The organism is Hydrogenophilus hirschii (assembly GCF_054656675.1).
The window spans coordinates 741784-756397 of sequence record NZ_BAAHXQ010000001.1 but is presented as its reverse complement, the minus strand read 5'-3'; the positions used below and the strand labels follow the sequence as shown (position 1 = coordinate 756397).

Annotated in this window: 12 protein-coding genes; 9 read left to right on the top strand and 3 right to left on the bottom strand. The window is 59.2% G+C overall.

Annotated features, from left to right (window positions below):
• Positions 1-10 precede the first annotated feature (10 nt).
• Genes ACYQ4Z_RS03750 through ACYQ4Z_RS03740 form a run of 3 tightly spaced genes read right to left on the bottom strand, consistent with a single transcriptional unit; the run spans position 11 to position 3325 of the window.
• On the bottom strand, positions 11-1267 hold the full coding sequence (locus ACYQ4Z_RS03750; protein ID WP_459860085.1) for a cytochrome D1 domain-containing protein: 1257 nt from the start codon (positions 1265-1267) through the stop codon (positions 11-13).
• Positions 1225-1593 (bottom strand): c-type cytochrome, encoded by a 369-nt coding sequence (locus ACYQ4Z_RS03745; protein WP_219972416.1) that lies wholly within the window; start codon positions 1591-1593, stop codon positions 1225-1227. Before ACYQ4Z_RS03745 ends, ACYQ4Z_RS03750 begins: the two co-directional genes overlap by 43 nt.
• A 13-nt stretch (positions 1594-1606) precedes the next feature.
• Positions 1607-3325 carry a cytochrome D1 domain-containing protein gene (locus ACYQ4Z_RS03740; RefSeq protein WP_459860084.1) on the bottom strand — a complete coding sequence of 573 codons (1719 nt, stop codon included), beginning with the start codon at positions 3323-3325 and terminating at the stop codon, positions 1607-1609.
• A gap of 190 nt (positions 3326-3515) precedes the next feature.
• On the opposite strand from ACYQ4Z_RS03740, the gene ACYQ4Z_RS03735 reads away from it, so the two are divergent.
• From ACYQ4Z_RS03735 to napG, 9 genes are all read left to right on the top strand, one after another.
• Entirely contained in the window at positions 3516-4724 is a 1209-nt protein-coding gene (locus ACYQ4Z_RS03735) for an NnrS family protein (RefSeq protein WP_459860083.1), read from the top strand.
• Between the two features lie 86 nt (positions 4725-4810).
• On the top strand, positions 4811-5635 hold the full coding sequence (gene cobA / locus ACYQ4Z_RS03730) for a uroporphyrinogen-III C-methyltransferase (RefSeq protein WP_219972418.1): 825 nt from the start codon (positions 4811-4813) through the stop codon (positions 5633-5635).
• On the top strand, positions 5632-6408 hold the full coding sequence (locus ACYQ4Z_RS03725) for a CbbQ/NirQ/NorQ/GpvN family protein (RefSeq protein ID WP_219972419.1): 777 nt from the start codon (positions 5632-5634) through the stop codon (positions 6406-6408). The genes cobA and ACYQ4Z_RS03725 overlap by 4 nt, the downstream gene beginning before the upstream one ends.
• 8 nt (positions 6409-6416) lie before the next feature.
• Positions 6417-8258 carry a nitric oxide reductase activation protein NorD gene (locus tag ACYQ4Z_RS03720; protein ID WP_219972420.1) on the top strand — a complete coding sequence of 614 codons (1842 nt, stop codon included), beginning with the start codon at positions 6417-6419 and terminating at the stop codon, positions 8256-8258.
• Between the two features lie 42 nt (positions 8259-8300).
• The gene (locus tag ACYQ4Z_RS03715) at positions 8301-10301 is read left to right on the top strand and encodes a type IV pili methyl-accepting chemotaxis transducer N-terminal domain-containing protein (protein ID WP_459860081.1); all 2001 of its coding nucleotides are present in this window, start codon (positions 8301-8303) and stop codon (positions 10299-10301) included.
• The gene (locus tag ACYQ4Z_RS03710) at positions 10261-10935 is read left to right on the top strand and encodes a response regulator (protein WP_219972422.1); all 675 of its coding nucleotides are present in this window, start codon (positions 10261-10263) and stop codon (positions 10933-10935) included. The genes ACYQ4Z_RS03715 and ACYQ4Z_RS03710 overlap by 41 nt, the downstream gene beginning before the upstream one ends.
• 131 nt (positions 10936-11066) lie before the next feature.
• The gene (locus ACYQ4Z_RS03705) at positions 11067-11333 is read left to right on the top strand and encodes a chaperone NapD (protein WP_219972423.1); all 267 of its coding nucleotides are present in this window, start codon (positions 11067-11069) and stop codon (positions 11331-11333) included.
• Positions 11326-13827 carry a nitrate reductase catalytic subunit NapA gene (napA, locus tag ACYQ4Z_RS03700; protein ID WP_459860079.1) on the top strand — a complete coding sequence of 834 codons (2502 nt, stop codon included), beginning with the start codon at positions 11326-11328 and terminating at the stop codon, positions 13825-13827. Before ACYQ4Z_RS03705 ends, napA begins: the two co-directional genes overlap by 8 nt.
• A gap of 15 nt (positions 13828-13842) precedes the next feature.
• Positions 13843-14613: a ferredoxin-type protein NapG gene (napG, locus tag ACYQ4Z_RS03695; RefSeq protein ID WP_459860077.1), complete on the top strand. Its 771-nt coding sequence runs from the start codon at positions 13843-13845 to the stop codon at positions 14611-14613.
• Position 14614: the final 1 nt, after the last annotated feature.

The following is a 14614-nucleotide window of genomic DNA, read 5'->3' as shown; positions in this document are numbered from 1 at the left end:
GCCTTTCCCCTCACCGACCGAACAGCGCAGCGCGATAGGTAAAAAAGATCCCGCTCGGAGCACGGGCAGGAAGCCGCGCAACCTCCGTTTTGGTCGCGGTGTCATAAACCACCACCGCGTTGCTGTCGCGTGCCGAGATCCAAACTTGATCACCCTTTGGCGTGAATTCGAGATGGAGCACTGCCTTTCCTGGTGAAAAGGTATGAGTCACCGCAAGCGTCTTGCGGTCGATCACCTGCACCCAACCATTATCGGGAAAAGCAAAATTGACCCAAACTTCACGTCCGTCAGGTCGCGCAACCGCGAAAACGGGTTGCCCTTTGACCGGCACGCGACCGACTTCCTGCCAGGTGCGGGTATCGACCACCAACACTTCGTGCCGACCGATCGCCGGTAAAAACGCGAGATCGCCAGCGATCGCCCACCCGCGAAGGTGGGGCATCTTATATACCGGTAACAGCTGTTCGCCGCGGCCATACCCCGCAAGGATCTTGTGCACCCCCCGTTCCGGGTAGAGATCGTCGTAGAATGCGATGCCGTCTTCACCGAACAATCCGGCCAGATAGAAGCGACCGTCGTTGGAAACCAAGCCGTCGTACGGCTGTTTTCCCGTGAGGTGGCATTCCGTTTTCGGTTGCGCCAGGTTGGAGAGATCGGTCAAACAGAGCGCGTTGGCATCGAAGAGCGCATAAGCAAAGCGCCGACCGGGCAGATCGGCCAAGCCAACGACTTTCGAAGGAACTCCTGAGGCGCCGGGTAGCGCGGGAATTTCGGCAACCAACGCCAACGTCTCGGCGTCGAACGCTTTGATGCCCCCTGGCGCGTAATTTTGCGCCACCACCAGCTTGCCGTCACTGGAAACCGCGCCGCCGATGCTGTTCGTCGCCTGCGCAACCCGTTTCTTGACCTGCTGCATCAGCAAGTCGATCTGCGTGAGCGCACCGTCGCGACCAAAAAGATAGGCATAGCGTTGATCGCGGGAGAAAACCACCGAAGCGTGCGAAAGACCCCCAAGCCCTTCCAGACGTTTGATGATGCGGGGTTGTGAATGCGCCACCAACAATACACTGCCGGTTGCACGTTCGATCACGACGCCAAGATCCCCAGTGGGTAACGCCGAAACCGTCGCGCCGACCGCATCGTGCCCCACTGGTTCGTGCGCGTGTGCCGCAACAGCACTCCCGAAAAACAAAAGGGTTGCTTGCAGGCATAGGGCAACCCGTTTCATTCGCTGGGAAAGCCCTGCTTCAGGCGTTCGACGATCCATCTCGCTTCATCCTCAGAAAGAAAAGGGGCAAAAGGTGGCATTGGCGTTCCTGGGCGACCCTGGCGGATCGTCGCCACCAGACCCTCTTCTGGCTTTTCCGCCAACGCTTCGGGCGTCAACGGCGGCCCTAACCCGCCCTGCAAGGTCATTCCGTGACACGCGCCACAGTCCTGGCGCACCAGATGGACGATCGCGCGCTGGCGCTCAAATGTGGGCGCGGGCGAGATCACATCGCCCGCACCGGCGTTCGCAATAGGCAGTGCGAGCAGCGCGATGGCCAGCGCAGCAAAATGCACGATAGCCAAATTGCTTTGCTTCGTCACCATCGCGCATAACCGCTCAGTAGACGTCGTGTTGCGTATTGTAGACGTTGAAGTGGCCCGTCGGTGTGATCAATGCCGGATCTTTGATCACCGCTTTCGGTTTCAACGTCTTGTCGTCGACCACGACGATTGCCGATTTCTTGTCTTTCGCCGACCAGACCGAGAACCAAACTTCATCGCCAGCCTTGTTGAATTCCGGCTGAACCACACGTTTGGCTCCATCGTCATCCAAACCGGCCCATTCGGCGATCGGCAAAATCTTCGGTGGCGCGTCGAGGTTGGTGATATCGAACACCGCAACCGACTGCGATACCTTCGGATCGGGGTTGAGCGGCGTATCGACGTAGAGGTGCTTCGACTTCGGATGGGTCTTGATGAAGAGGTTCCCTCCGCCTTGCCCTTTGAGGGTGCGCACCACCTTCCACGCATACTGCGGGTGTTTCTCCGGATCGGTCCCGATCACCGCGATCGTTTCGTCACCCAAATGGCCCGTTGCCCATACCGGTCCGTACTTCGGATCGACGAAGTTCGCGCCACGACCCGGGTGCGGGATGTTGCCGACATCGATCAGCGCGACGCGCTTACCCTCTTTCGCGTCGATCACCGCGATCTTGTTCGAGTTGTTCGCCGCGACAAGGAAGTAGCGCTTCGAGGCATCCCAACCACCGTCATGCAAGAATCGCGCGAGCGGAATCTCGGTGATCTTCAGGTTGTCGATATCGGAATAGTCGACCAGATGGGTCTTCCCGGTCTCTTTGATATTGACGACGAACTCAGGCCGGTAGTGGCTCGCGACGATCGACGCCACACGCGGTTCGGGATGGTACTCTTGCGTGTCGACCGTCATCCCACGCGTCGAAACGATTTTGAGCGGTTCGAGCGTATCCGCGTCCATGATCACATATTGCGGTGGCCAGTAGGAACCCGCAATCGCATATTTGTCTTCATACCCTTTGAATTTGGAGGTTTCGACCGAACGCGCCTCGAGACCGATGCGAATCTCTGCGACGTTGTCGGGCTTCTCCATCCACAGGTCGATCATGTTGATCTTGGCGTCGCGCCCGATCACGTAGAGGTACCGACCCGAGGCGGAAAGGCGCGAGATATGCACCGCGTAGCCCGTGGGGACGATGTTGATGATCTTCTTGGTATCCCCATCGATCAGCGCCACCTTCCCAACGTCACGCAACGTCACCGAGAAGAGGTTGTCCAGATTGTAGTTATTCATCTTCTTCGTTGGCCGCTTCTCGGGCGGAACGATCACTTTCCAGGTCGCTTTCATCTCAGCGAGGCCAAACTCCGGCGGTTGCGGCGGGGTCTGCTGGATGTAACGCGCCATGAGGTTCACCTCTTCGTCGGTGAGCTCACCAGACGTTCCCCAGTTGGGCATCCCGGCGGGTGACCCGTATTTGATAAAGGTTTCGAGGTAAGGGGTTCCCTTTTCGATGGTGATGTCGGGCGTGAGCGGTTTCCCGGTCGCCCCTTTGCGCAGCACGCCGTGGCACCCCGCGCAGCGCTCGAAATAGATCTTGCGGGCTTTTTCGAACTCCGCTTTCGTCATCGGCGGAGCCTTCGGATTGACGTCATGGTGCATTTCGACGTTTTCCAACGGAGAGCCGCCCGCTTGGTAGTTCACTTCAGGCGCCGATACATCCTTATGCTGCGCAAACGCGACACCGGTTGCCCAGGGCAGCGCCAGCAGTGCCAATGTCAAGGTCTTCATCCTCATGGTCATTACTCCCCTAATTCCACGAAAGCCACCTTCCCAATGAAGGTATGGCATGGGGCACTGTAGCGCTTCTGCGTCTGCTTTGCCTTGATCCCTGTCAATTTTTCAGGTTTTGGTAAAACTGATGCAGCTCAAGGCAGGGGCGGAACACCTGCGTCATAATAATGGACCGACCACTTTTATGCAAAGGACGCGCATGGATCCGAACCGCATGCACACCCGACTCGCGCCCAGCTGGGCGGCATGGCTCGCGATGGCCTTTCGTCCGTTCTACCTCTTGGGCAGCTTGCTTGCCGTGGTCAATGTCCTGTTGTGGGGTTGGGGCATCGCGCCTCCTTTTGGCGGGGCCACATCGCGCGTCGATCCCCTGCTAACCGGCCTGCTGTGGCATGGCCACGAAATGGTCTGGGGCTTTGGCGGCGCGATCGTCGTCGGCTTCTTACATACCGCGGTCACCAACTGGACGGGGTTACCCCCTTTAGCCGGGATCCGTTTGGGAGCGCTGGTTCTACTCTGGCTCCTCACCCGAGTTGCCGCCACGTTCTCCCCGTCTCTGTTGGGGATCGCAATTCCCGCGGCGCTCTTCTGGTTGGCTGCGGCTGAAACGCTTTGGTTTCGCGTCTGGAAGCGACAGCAAGTGCGTAACTACCCCGTTCCGCTTTTGGTCCTCGTGCTCGGGGCACTGGAGTTGGGGTTCCTCGCTTCAATCGGGGATCAATCCGTATGGAGCAACCCGCTCGCTTTTCTGGAAGCGGGCGTATTTGCGATCGCGGCGATCATCGCGTTCATGGGGTTGCGGGTCATCTCCTTTTTTACCAGCCGAGCATTGTCGCTGGAGCAAGTACCGACACCTGCTTATTCGCTTGGACTGACCGTGCTCGGCGCGGAAGCGCTCGCCTGCGCGCTCCTCTTCGACGCGCCACGCTTTGTGGTGCTTGTGCTCAGCGTCGCCACCGGAGTCGCCTATCTCGAACGCTCTGTCCGCTGGTACCACCCGCGCATTTGGGAAAACCCGATGGTTTGGGTGCTTCATCTTGGCTTTGCCGCAACCGGTCTGGGTATTCTCGCGTTCGGTTTGGCGGTTTGGAGCGAATCGGGCTGGCGGAGCGCAGTGCTCCATCTGATCACCGTAGGCGGCATGGGTTGGATGATCCTGGGCATGATCACCCGCACCGCGTTGGGACACACCGGCGGGAACCCCAACCGCGCACCCCGCGGTTTGCGTTTTGCTTTCTTCCTCATCGGCGCCGCAACCGCTACCCGCCTCTTTGCCGCAGCCCCTGTGTCATGGGCCGGTTGGAGCTTACGGCTTTCAGCACTCTTTTTTGCCAGTGCTTTCGTGCTCTACCTCACCCGCTTCATCCCGCGCCTGATCCGTCCCCGCCCAGATGGTCGCCCGGGATAGAAACATGAACAAATTGACGTAGGTCATAGCGAATCAACCACCACAGTGGTACAACACCGATATGAGAGAAAAACGAGGGTTCTCCGATGAGCGATCTCCCCACACCGCAAGTCTATCTGGTTGGCGCCGGGCCAGGCGACCCCGAGTTGCTGACGCTGCGCGCAGCAAAGCTCTTGCAGCACGCCGACGTGGTCGTCTATGACAACCTCGTCTCCGATGGCGTCCTGGCGCTGATCTCCCCCACAGCCGAACGTATCTTCGTCGGCAAACGTGCTGGGCACCATACCTTGCCACAAGAAGAGATCAATCAAGTCCTCGTCCGCCTGTGGCAAGAGGCACCTCGGCGCATCGTTCGGCTCAAGGGTGGCGATCCATTGATTTTCGGTCGCGGCGGTGAGGAAGCATGGGCACTTGCCGCGGCCGGCGTGCCGTTCGAGATCGTTCCTGGCATCACTGCGGCCTGTGGCATGGCCGCGAGCAACGCACTGCCGCTGACGCATCGCGGTGTGGCACAAGCCTGCCTCTTCGTCACCGGCCACTTGCAAAACGGTAAGCTCAACCTCGACTGGCCCGCATTGGCTCGCCCCAAACAGACCGTCGTTTTCTACATGGGCGTTTCCACGTTGCCTGAGCTCTGCGCGCAACTCATCGCACATGGGCGTGCGCCGGAAACACCGGCAGCGATCATCCAAGCCGCCACCACGCCGCAGGAACGGCGCATCGTCGGTTCGTTGGCAACGCTCCCCGCAATCGCGAAAGCAGCTGAAGTCCACCCCCCTGCGCTCATCGTCGTTGGCGAAGTGATTCGGGTGGCGCAAGGACTTGAAGCGATGCGCCCGTTTGCCAGTGCTGCCCCAAAAGAGACGAACCCCAGCCACACAACACAAACCGCGGACAAGGTTAGCCGATGAGCATCCACTACCACCCCCAAGGCAACGAAATCGCCCTCTTTGAAAAGGCGTTCGCGAACCAGCTCCCCGTGCTGATCAAAGGACCAACCGGTGTGGGCAAAACCCGCTTCGTCGCTTATATGGCGGAACGCTTGGGCGTCCCGCTCTATACCGTAGCGTGTCACGACGACCTCACCGCTGCCGATCTGGTGGGCCGCTTTCTCATACGTGGCGACGAAACGGTCTGGCAAGACGGTCCATTGACCCGCGCGGTTCGCGAAGGGGGGATCTGCTATCTGGACGAAGTGGTCGAAGCGCGTAAGGACGTCACCGTGGTGCTCCATCCGCTCGCCGACCATCGCCGTGAACTCTTCTTGGAACGCACCGGAGAGCATCTGACGGCGCCACCAACGTTCATGTTGGTGGTCTCCTATAACCCTGGATATCAAAATTTCCTCAAAGGGCTGAAACCCTCTACCCGGCAACGCTTCGTCGCGTTACGCTTCGATTTTCCCGCACCCGAAAACGAGCGTGCGATCCTCATTGCCGAGACGGGTTGCGAACCTTGGGTCGCGCAGAAACTGGTCCATTTGGCGCAAGCGATCCGTGGTCTCAAGCAAATCGATTTGGAAGAGGTGATCTCGACACGCATGCTCGTCTATGCCGCCCGCTTGATCGCGAGTGGCGTCGAACCACTCGTTGCGTGCAACGCCGCGATCATCGAAGCGCTTACCGATGAACGCGAAATCGCGCTCGGCTTGGAAGAGATCGTGCGCTCCGTTTTCGAAGGATAACGGTTGCGATGGAAGAGTGGATCGGCACACTCTGGGATCGCTGGATCACGCGGGTCGCCGTGCGCAACCATCCGGAAGCGGCGGTCGCGCTCAGCGATTGGGTGCGCCCGCTTGCGGTTTTTTATCGGGGCTGCGGCGGGATCCCTGCGCGCGTCCTCAAACCGGCGGTGCGGCGCCAAAGTCATCACCGGCGACGCCTCGTCGAACGGATCGCGGGTGTCGGCGATCGCACCGCCCCACCCATGATCGGTCAAGACGCGTGCTACCTCCCGGCGACGATCGACTGGTTTCCCGATCCGAGGCTCAACCGCGACGCCTATTTCTGGCTGGCCCTTGCCGCTGCCCATTACGTCCCTAACGGCGAGCCCATTTGGTTGGCCAATCAACGGGCTACGGTCGTTGCCCTAGCGCGCTTCCCGGCGTGGGAAAGGCGCTATCAGAGACTGGTTCGCGCTCTGATCGCAAACCGTCCCGATCCAAAGCGACTTCCGCCTGCAGAAGCGGAAGTGGAAAACGCCATTCGGCTCGCGCTCACTACGCCGGGTGCGCTCACTTCGTTTCCGGACCCCAATCGAAGCAAAAAGCCACCATTTCCGGTGTGGCTCTGGTTTCTGGAAGATCCTGCGGCACCGCCCGAAGCGAAAAAGCATCGCGACGCGGCTTCTGATGTGAAAGCGCGCGACACGGAACCGGAGCAGAGAACCCTGCGCGCGGAACGCACCGACGCGCCAAAAGAAGAACACGGAATGCTGCTCGTGTTCCGGGCAGAAAGTCTCCTTTCCTGGGCCGAATACGTCAAAGTCAATCGATCGCAGGACGACGAGCCGGAAGCGGACCCCAGCCGCGTCACAGAGACGCTCGACACGCTCCATTTCGCCGACGACGACGAACGGGTTGCCGCGCGGGTTCGCATGGAAGTCGAAACCGCACCAGGCACCGAATCGGACGAGACACTGCACGGCGAACTGCTGCTTTCCGAATGGGATTACCGCACCCAATCCTACCGGGAAAATTTTTGCCGTGTCGTGATGACAACCCCACCCAGTGACAACGCTACGGCCGAGATCCCGGAACATCTTCGGCGCATGATTCGCCGTCTACGCGCGCAGCTCGAACTGCTTGCTCCGATTCGCGTCACCTTGACAGGCCAACCCGACGGTGACGAACTCGATCTGGAACGGTTCGTCCGTTTTCGCGCGGATCGGATCGCAGGGTTTGCGGAAGCCGACCGCGGTCTCTATCTGGCAAAGCGCGCCCACCACCGGGATATCGCGACGCTGCTTTTGGCCGATGCCTCTCTTTCTACCGATGCCCATGCGTCCGACGACCTTCGGGTAATCGACCTCATCCGCGACACCCTGTGGGTCTTTTCCGAAGCGATCGCGGCCACGGGCGACGATTACGCGATCGCCACGTTTTCATCGCACCGCCGCTCAGAGATCTTGTTCCATTGGCTCAAACGGTTTTCTGAACGACGAACCGACTCGGTACGTGCGCGCATCGCAGCGATCACACCCGGTTACTACACGCGAATGGGCGCGGCGATCCGTGCCGCCGTGCACCAATTGGAACAGCAACCGCACAGTTTGCGCCTGCTGTTGATCCTTTCCGACGGAAAACCGAACGACCTCGACGGTTACGAAGGGCGTTATGCAATCGAAGATTGCCGCATGGCGATCATCGAGGCCAAACGTGCGGGCGTACGCCCATTCTGCCTCACCATCGACAAAGACGCATCGGACTACCTCCCCTATCTCTTCGGTCAATCTGGCTACCTGCTCATCCCCCGCATGGCGACGCTTGCCGAACGGCTTCCGAAAATCTACGCCCTCTTGACCGAAGGTTTATAAGCGGTCACAATCGGCGCGTTCGCCCTCCTTACTTTGACCCCCATGTCGTTGCTACAGCGCATCCCTGGAAGCTTAACGCAGAAGATCGACGGCATTCTTGCGTTCTTCTTCCTGGTCGCGTTGGTACTGATCGGTTACGCGCTTTTCGTTGGTCATCAGTTGGAAGGCGGTGCCGGTGCGATCAACGAAGCAGGGTTGCAGCGGATGCGCACCTACCGCATCGCCTATCTCCTCGAACAAGCGGCGAACGACCCCACACGCCGTTCCAGGCTCCTGGTCGAAGTGGATCACGCACTGGACGAATACCAGAAAGCGCTCCAACTGCTCAGCGAAGGGGATCCCAAGCGCCCGCTCTTCCTCCCAGCGGAAGGACCGGTGCGCGCGCAGATGATGCGGGTTGAGCAGATGTGGTCGAACGAGATGGCGCCGCGCTTCCGCGCAATGGTCGAAAAGCTCCAGACACCGTTTCTCGAACCGCAAATCCTTCGGGGTTCCTTGACGCAAATCGACGAAGCCGTTCGACGCTATGTACCAGAAGTCCATCGTTTGGTCTCGGAAATCGAGACATGGAACGCCAAACATACGCTGATGCTGTGGTGGCTCTTGAACGGGTTTCTGGCCGCTGCTTTCCTGGGCACCCTGTTTCTCCTCTATTTTTTCCGTCATTTGGTCTCCCGCCCCCTCTCGACGCTCCACCGCGGTATCGAACGGATGAGCTCCGCCGACTTCGCGGTACGCTTACCCGAAGACCGACGTGACGAATTCGGAGCCGTTGCCCACGGGTTCAACCGGATGGCCGACGAATTGAAGTCGCTCTATGCCACCCTCGAGGCACGCGTTGCAGAAAAAACGCAAGCACTGGAGTCACGCGCGAAGGAGCTCTCCGTGCTTTATGAAATCGCGGCCGCAACCGCCGAACCGGGCGACATCGACAAACTGGTGCGTACCGTGCTCGGCAAAACCGCGACACTCGTCGATGCTCAGGGGTGGATGGTCCGATTCAACCGCCCGCACGACCGCACCTTGAACCTCATTGCCTCCGATGGCCTTTTGATCAACGACAAGTTTCATTGTGCCACCGCGCTCAACTGGGAAGAGTGCCTTTGTGGCCGTGCCGTGACCCTGAATACGTCGGTCAGCGGTTGTCCCACACAACCCATGGACGACGGCCAAATTCCCTATTGTCTGCGTCACCGTTATTTCGTCGTGGCGATACCGATGCGGGTCAAGCAAAAGGTGATCGGGTTGTTCAGCCTGCTCTTCACACGCGAACGCGTGCTCGAAGAAAATGAGATGCGTTTGCTCGAGGCAATCGGCCACCACCTTGCGGTTGCAGTGGAAAACTTGCTTCTTGCCGAACGGGAAAAAGAGTTGGCGATATCCGAAGAGCGCAACCTCTTGGCGCAGGAACTCCACGACAGCATCGCGCAGACGCTGGCTTATCTCAACTTGCAAGCGCAGATGCTTGCCCAGTCGCTCGACGAAGGGAACTTCGAGCAAGCACGAAACGATTTGGCGCTGATCCGCGAAGGGATCCAAGAGAGCTACGATACCGTGCGAGAACTGCTCGTCTCTTTCCGCATCCGGGTTGAACATCATGATTTGTGCGATGCGCTCAAAGCGGCCGTGGACCGCTTCGTCGGCCAAACCGGGATCGAAACCAAGCTCGAATGTGAAGGGGTGATCGGCCACCTCCCCGCGTCGACCATCCTACAATTGCTACACATCGTACAAGAAGCGCTCTCCAACGTGCGCAAACACGCCCAGGCTTCACGCGTCACGATCACCTGTGCGGGCAACACCCACGAGCTGCAGATCACAGTCCAGGACAATGGAGTGGGTTTCGACGCCGCGCAACTCCCCGACCCGGAGAGCGACCACATCGGACTGCGCATCATGCGTGAACGCGCCCACCGTATCGGCGCGCGATTCTCGTTACAATCGACGCCAAACAGAGGTACGACCATCACCCTGTCTCTTCCACGATCTCCACAGCCTTCCGATGAACACACTGCAACGACCCTTGCGCATCCTGCTGATTGACGACCACGCCCTCTTCCGCAGCGGGATCAAAGCGCTTTTGCAGCGACAAAACGATTTCGAAGTAGTCGGAGAAGCGGCAAATGGGCTCGATGCCGTCAAACGCGCGATCGCGCTGCAACCGGATATCATCCTGCTCGACCTCAACATGCCCGGTATGAGCGGCAAAGCGGTGCTCAACGCGTTGCAAGAGGAAGCGGTCCGCGCCAAAGTGATCGTCCTCACGGTTTCGGAAAACGCCGAAGACCTTGCTGATGTGATGGCTGCCGGCGCCCAAGGGTACCTCCTCAAAAACATCGACGCCAGTCACTTCATCGATGCGCTGCGCCGTGTCGCCAGCGGTGAGACGATCATCTCACCGGAAATGACCGTGCGGCTGGTCAGTGCGATGCGGGCCAAAGAGACCCCACCGTCCAACACACCCAGTGATGCACTGCTTGCGCGCTTGACGCCCCGCGAACGGGAAATCCTGGCAGCGCTGGCCGTAGGGGCGAGCAACAAAGAGATCGCGCGTCAATTCGACCTTTCGGAAAGTACCGTCAAGGTGCACGTCCAAAACATCCTGCGCAAACTCGAATGCCAGAGCCGTGTCCAAGCAGCTGTGATCGCGGTCGAAGCCGGATTGGGCCGTCAATAATCCGTTCGTTCTAGTTCTTTCGGATTAGCAAGCGCTGACCATTCGGTCTAGCCACCTCCCCCCATTGCCCGATTTTCACGAAACCACGTCTGACCTAGCATGATGCCTGTTACCAAAGAGGAGTTGGCATCGTGCAATTGGTTTCCGTCGTCCTTCGTGTGCTCCCGCAGCATATCGACGCAACCGTGGAAGCCGCGCGCGCTTTCGCCAACGTCGAAATCGAGATGGTCGAGCGAGCGCGCGGCGTGATCATCGCACTCGTCAGCGATGACGGCGCGCCAGGGCCGCTTCCCGACACGCTCACGCAACTGCAACTCCTACCGTACGTACAAGCCTGCAGTGTGGCCTTCGAATTCTTTGAACCGACGCAAGCAACATCAGGAGAGAACCATGGATAGGCGCGATTTCATCAAACTCAACGCGATCGCTGCTGCAGCTTCCGCTGTCGGCTTACCCGCCCCTGCCGTCCTTGCCCAGCCTGCGGGCGTTGGCAAAATTCGGTGGGATAAGGGCGTTTGCCGCTTCTGTGGCACGGGTTGTTCGGTGCTGGTGGGCGTGAAAGATGGGCGCATCGTCGCCACGCAAGGTGACCCCGACTCTCCTGTGAACCGCGGGCTCAACTGCATCAAAGGGTACTTCCTCTCCAAAATCATGTACGGGAAGGATCGGCTCACCCAGCCCCTTTTGCGGATGAAAAACGGCAAATACGACAAGAACGGCGAGTTCACCCCCATCTCTTGGGATCAAGCCTTCTCGATCATGGCGGAAAAATGGAAAGAGGCGATCCAGAAACATGGTCCGCAATCGGTCGGCATGTTCGGTTCCGGCCAATGGACTGTCTGGGAAGGCTACGCCGCTGCGAAACTCTACAAAGCCGGTTTTCGCAGCAACAACATCGACCCCAACGCCCGCCACTGCATGGCGTCGGCAGTTACCGGGTTCATCCGTACCTTTGGTATGGACGAACCGATGGGTTGCTATGACGATATCGAAAACGCCGACGCGTTCGTCCTTTGGGGTTCGAACATGGCCGAGATGCACCCGATCCTTTGGAGTCGGTTGACCGACCGACGGCTCACCCACAAAGGGTGCGAAGTCCATGTGCTCTCAACCTTTACCCACCGTTCGTTTGAGCTCGCCGACAACCCGATCATCTTCAAACCGCAAACCGACCTTGCCATCCTCAACTACATCTGCAACTATCTCATCTTGAACAACGCGATCGATCGCGAATTCATCGAAAAACACGTCAATTTCCGCAAAGGAGTAACCGATATCGGTTACGGCTTACGCCCGGGCGACCCCCGCGAGCAGCGCGCAAAGAACGCGAACAAAGCAGATGCCTCCGAACCCATCTCCTTCGAAGAGTTCGCCCGTTTCGTCAGCGAATACACCGCAGAGAAAGTCTCCGAACTCTCTGGCGTGCCAGTAGAAAAACTGGAACGTCTCGCCAAACTCTATGCCGACCCGAACAAAAAGATCGTCTCGTTCTGGACGATGGGCTTCAACCAGCATACCCGGGGCACTTGGGTGAACAACATGATCTACAACGTTCACCTCCTCACCGGCAAAATATCCAAGCCGGGTTGTGGCCCCTTTTCGCTCACCGGACAACCTTCGGCGTGCGGTACTGCACGGGAAGTGGGAACGTTCGCGCACCGTCTACCTGCGGACATGGTCGTGACCAATCCCAAGCATCGCGAAATCGCGGAACAGATCTGGAAATTGCCCCCGGGCACCATCCCTGATTGGATTGGTCTCCATGCGGTTGCGCAGAGCCGAGCGTTGAAGGACGGCAAGCTCAAGTGCTACTGGACCTCGACCACCAACAACATGCAAGCAGGCCCCAACATCAATGGCGAAATCTACCCAGGATGGCGTAACCCAGAGGCGTTCGTCGTCGTCTCGGACGCCTACCCCACCGTTTCGGCGCTCTCTGCCGACCTGATCCTACCTTCGGCGATGTGGATGGAAAAAGAGGGCGCGTACGGCAACGCCGAACGGCGCACGCAGTTCTGGCGGCAGCAAGTGAAAGCGCCTGGGGAAGCGAAGAGCGACCTCTGGCAGTATCTCAAGTTCGCTCAGTACTTCAAAGTAGAAGAGGTCTGGCCCGAAGAGCTGGTCAACAAGATGCCGCAATATCGTGGCAAGACCCTCTACGAGATCCTCTTCCGCAACGGGCAGGTCGACCGTTTCGGACTCGACGAAGTGAAACGGGTAAACGAACACGCGATTCCCGACTACATGAACGACGAATCGCAAGAGTTCGGATTCTATGTTCAGAAAGGGCTCTTTGAGGAGTATGCGTCGTTTGGTCGGGGGCACGCGCACGACCTCGCACCGTTCGACATGTACCACCGCGCCCGTGGGCTTCGCTGGCCCGTTGTCGACGGCAAAGAGACGCTCTGGCGATACCGCGAAGGGTATGACCCCTATGTCAAAGCGGGCGAAGAGATCCGCTTCTACGGTAAACCCGACGGCAAAGCGGTGATTTTTGCCCTTCCCTACGAACCGCCTGCCGAATCGCCCGACAACGAATACGACCTGTGGCTCTGCACCGGTCGGGTCTTGGAGCATTGGCACACGGGCTCGATGACGCGACGCGTCCCAGAGCTCCACAAAGCGGTGCCCGGAGCGGTGGTCTATATGCACCCAGACGATGCACGCGAACGGGGACTACAAGAAGGGATGCCCGCAAAAATCGAATCGCGACGCGGCTCGATCATCGCACAGGTCGAGACGCGCGGCCGCAACAAACCGCCGCGGGGTCTGGTCTTCATCCCCTTCTTCGACGAAGGGCGTCTGGTGAACAAACTCACGCTCGACGCCACCTGCCCGATCTCGAAAGAGACCGATTTCAAGAAGTGCGCCGTGCGGGTGGTGAAAGCGTAAGGAAGGCGTCGCATCATGGCCCAATCCTCCTCGACCTCCGTGCGCAACCCAGGACGGCGCCGCTTCCTCAAAGACAGCGCGAGCGTGGCAGGTGCCGCAGCGTTGATCGCCACCGGGGTGACATTGCACGCCACGCAAAGCGCGCATGCACGTGCCGTGGCGTTGCGTCCGCCCGGCGCACGCGCTGAGGAGGATTTTCTGGCCGCGTGCGTGCGTTGTGGGCTCTGCGTGCGGGATTGTCCGTTCGATACGCTGCGCTTGGCAAAACCAGGCGAAGGCGCGCCGATTGGCACACCGTACTTCATTGCGCGCGACGTACCTTGCGAAATGTGCGAAGACATTCCGTGCGTCAAAGCGTGCCCCACTGGTGCGCTCGACCATCGACTCACCGACATTCGTCAAGCGCGCATGGGGCTTGCAGTGCTGATCGACCAGGAAAACTGCCTCAACTACCTGGGGCTGCGATGTGACATCTGCTACCGCGTCTGCCCACTGATCGACAAAGCGATCACTTTGGAGCTTCAGCACAATCCTCGCTCGGATCGCCACGCCCTCTTCCTACCCACGGTCCATTCGGACGCGTGCACGGGCTGCGGCAAATGCGAAAAGGCTTGCCCGCTGCCGAAAGAAGCTGCGATAAAGGTTCTTCCTGTCGCACTGGCGAAGGGGTCGAAACCCGAGCATTACAAACTGGGTTGGGAAGAGAAGGCCAAAGCGGGCGGTTCGTTGATCGGTGAGCAAATCGAACTTCCGGTTCGCGGACTCGATTCGGAGTGGAAACCATGAG

Excerpts from the sequence above, each read along its gene's own strand:
- ACYQ4Z_RS03750 (WP_459860085.1), bottom strand. The coding sequence starts at position 1,267 with ATGGATCGTCGAACGCCTGAAGCAGGGCTTTCCCAGCGAATGAAACGG.
- ACYQ4Z_RS03745 (WP_219972416.1), bottom strand. The coding sequence starts at position 1,593 with ATGGTGACGAAGCAAAGCAATTTGGCTATCGTGCATTTTGCTGCGCTG.
- ACYQ4Z_RS03740 (WP_459860084.1), bottom strand. The coding sequence starts at position 3,325 with ATGACCATGAGGATGAAGACCTTGACATTGGCACTGCTGGCGCTGCCC.
- ACYQ4Z_RS03735 (WP_459860083.1), top strand. The coding sequence starts at position 3,516 with ATGGATCCGAACCGCATGCACACCCGACTCGCGCCCAGCTGGGCGGCA.
- cobA (WP_219972418.1), top strand. The coding sequence starts at position 4,811 with ATGAGCGATCTCCCCACACCGCAAGTCTATCTGGTTGGCGCCGGGCCA.
- ACYQ4Z_RS03725 (WP_219972419.1), top strand. The coding sequence starts at position 5,632 with ATGAGCATCCACTACCACCCCCAAGGCAACGAAATCGCCCTCTTTGAA.
- ACYQ4Z_RS03720 (WP_219972420.1), top strand. The coding sequence starts at position 6,417 with ATGGAAGAGTGGATCGGCACACTCTGGGATCGCTGGATCACGCGGGTC.
- ACYQ4Z_RS03715 (WP_459860081.1), top strand. The coding sequence starts at position 8,301 with ATGTCGTTGCTACAGCGCATCCCTGGAAGCTTAACGCAGAAGATCGAC.
- ACYQ4Z_RS03710 (WP_219972422.1), top strand. The coding sequence starts at position 10,261 with ATGAACACACTGCAACGACCCTTGCGCATCCTGCTGATTGACGACCAC.
- napA (WP_459860079.1), top strand. The coding sequence starts at position 11,326 with ATGGATAGGCGCGATTTCATCAAACTCAACGCGATCGCTGCTGCAGCT.
- napG (WP_459860077.1), top strand. The coding sequence starts at position 13,843 with ATGGCCCAATCCTCCTCGACCTCCGTGCGCAACCCAGGACGGCGCCGC.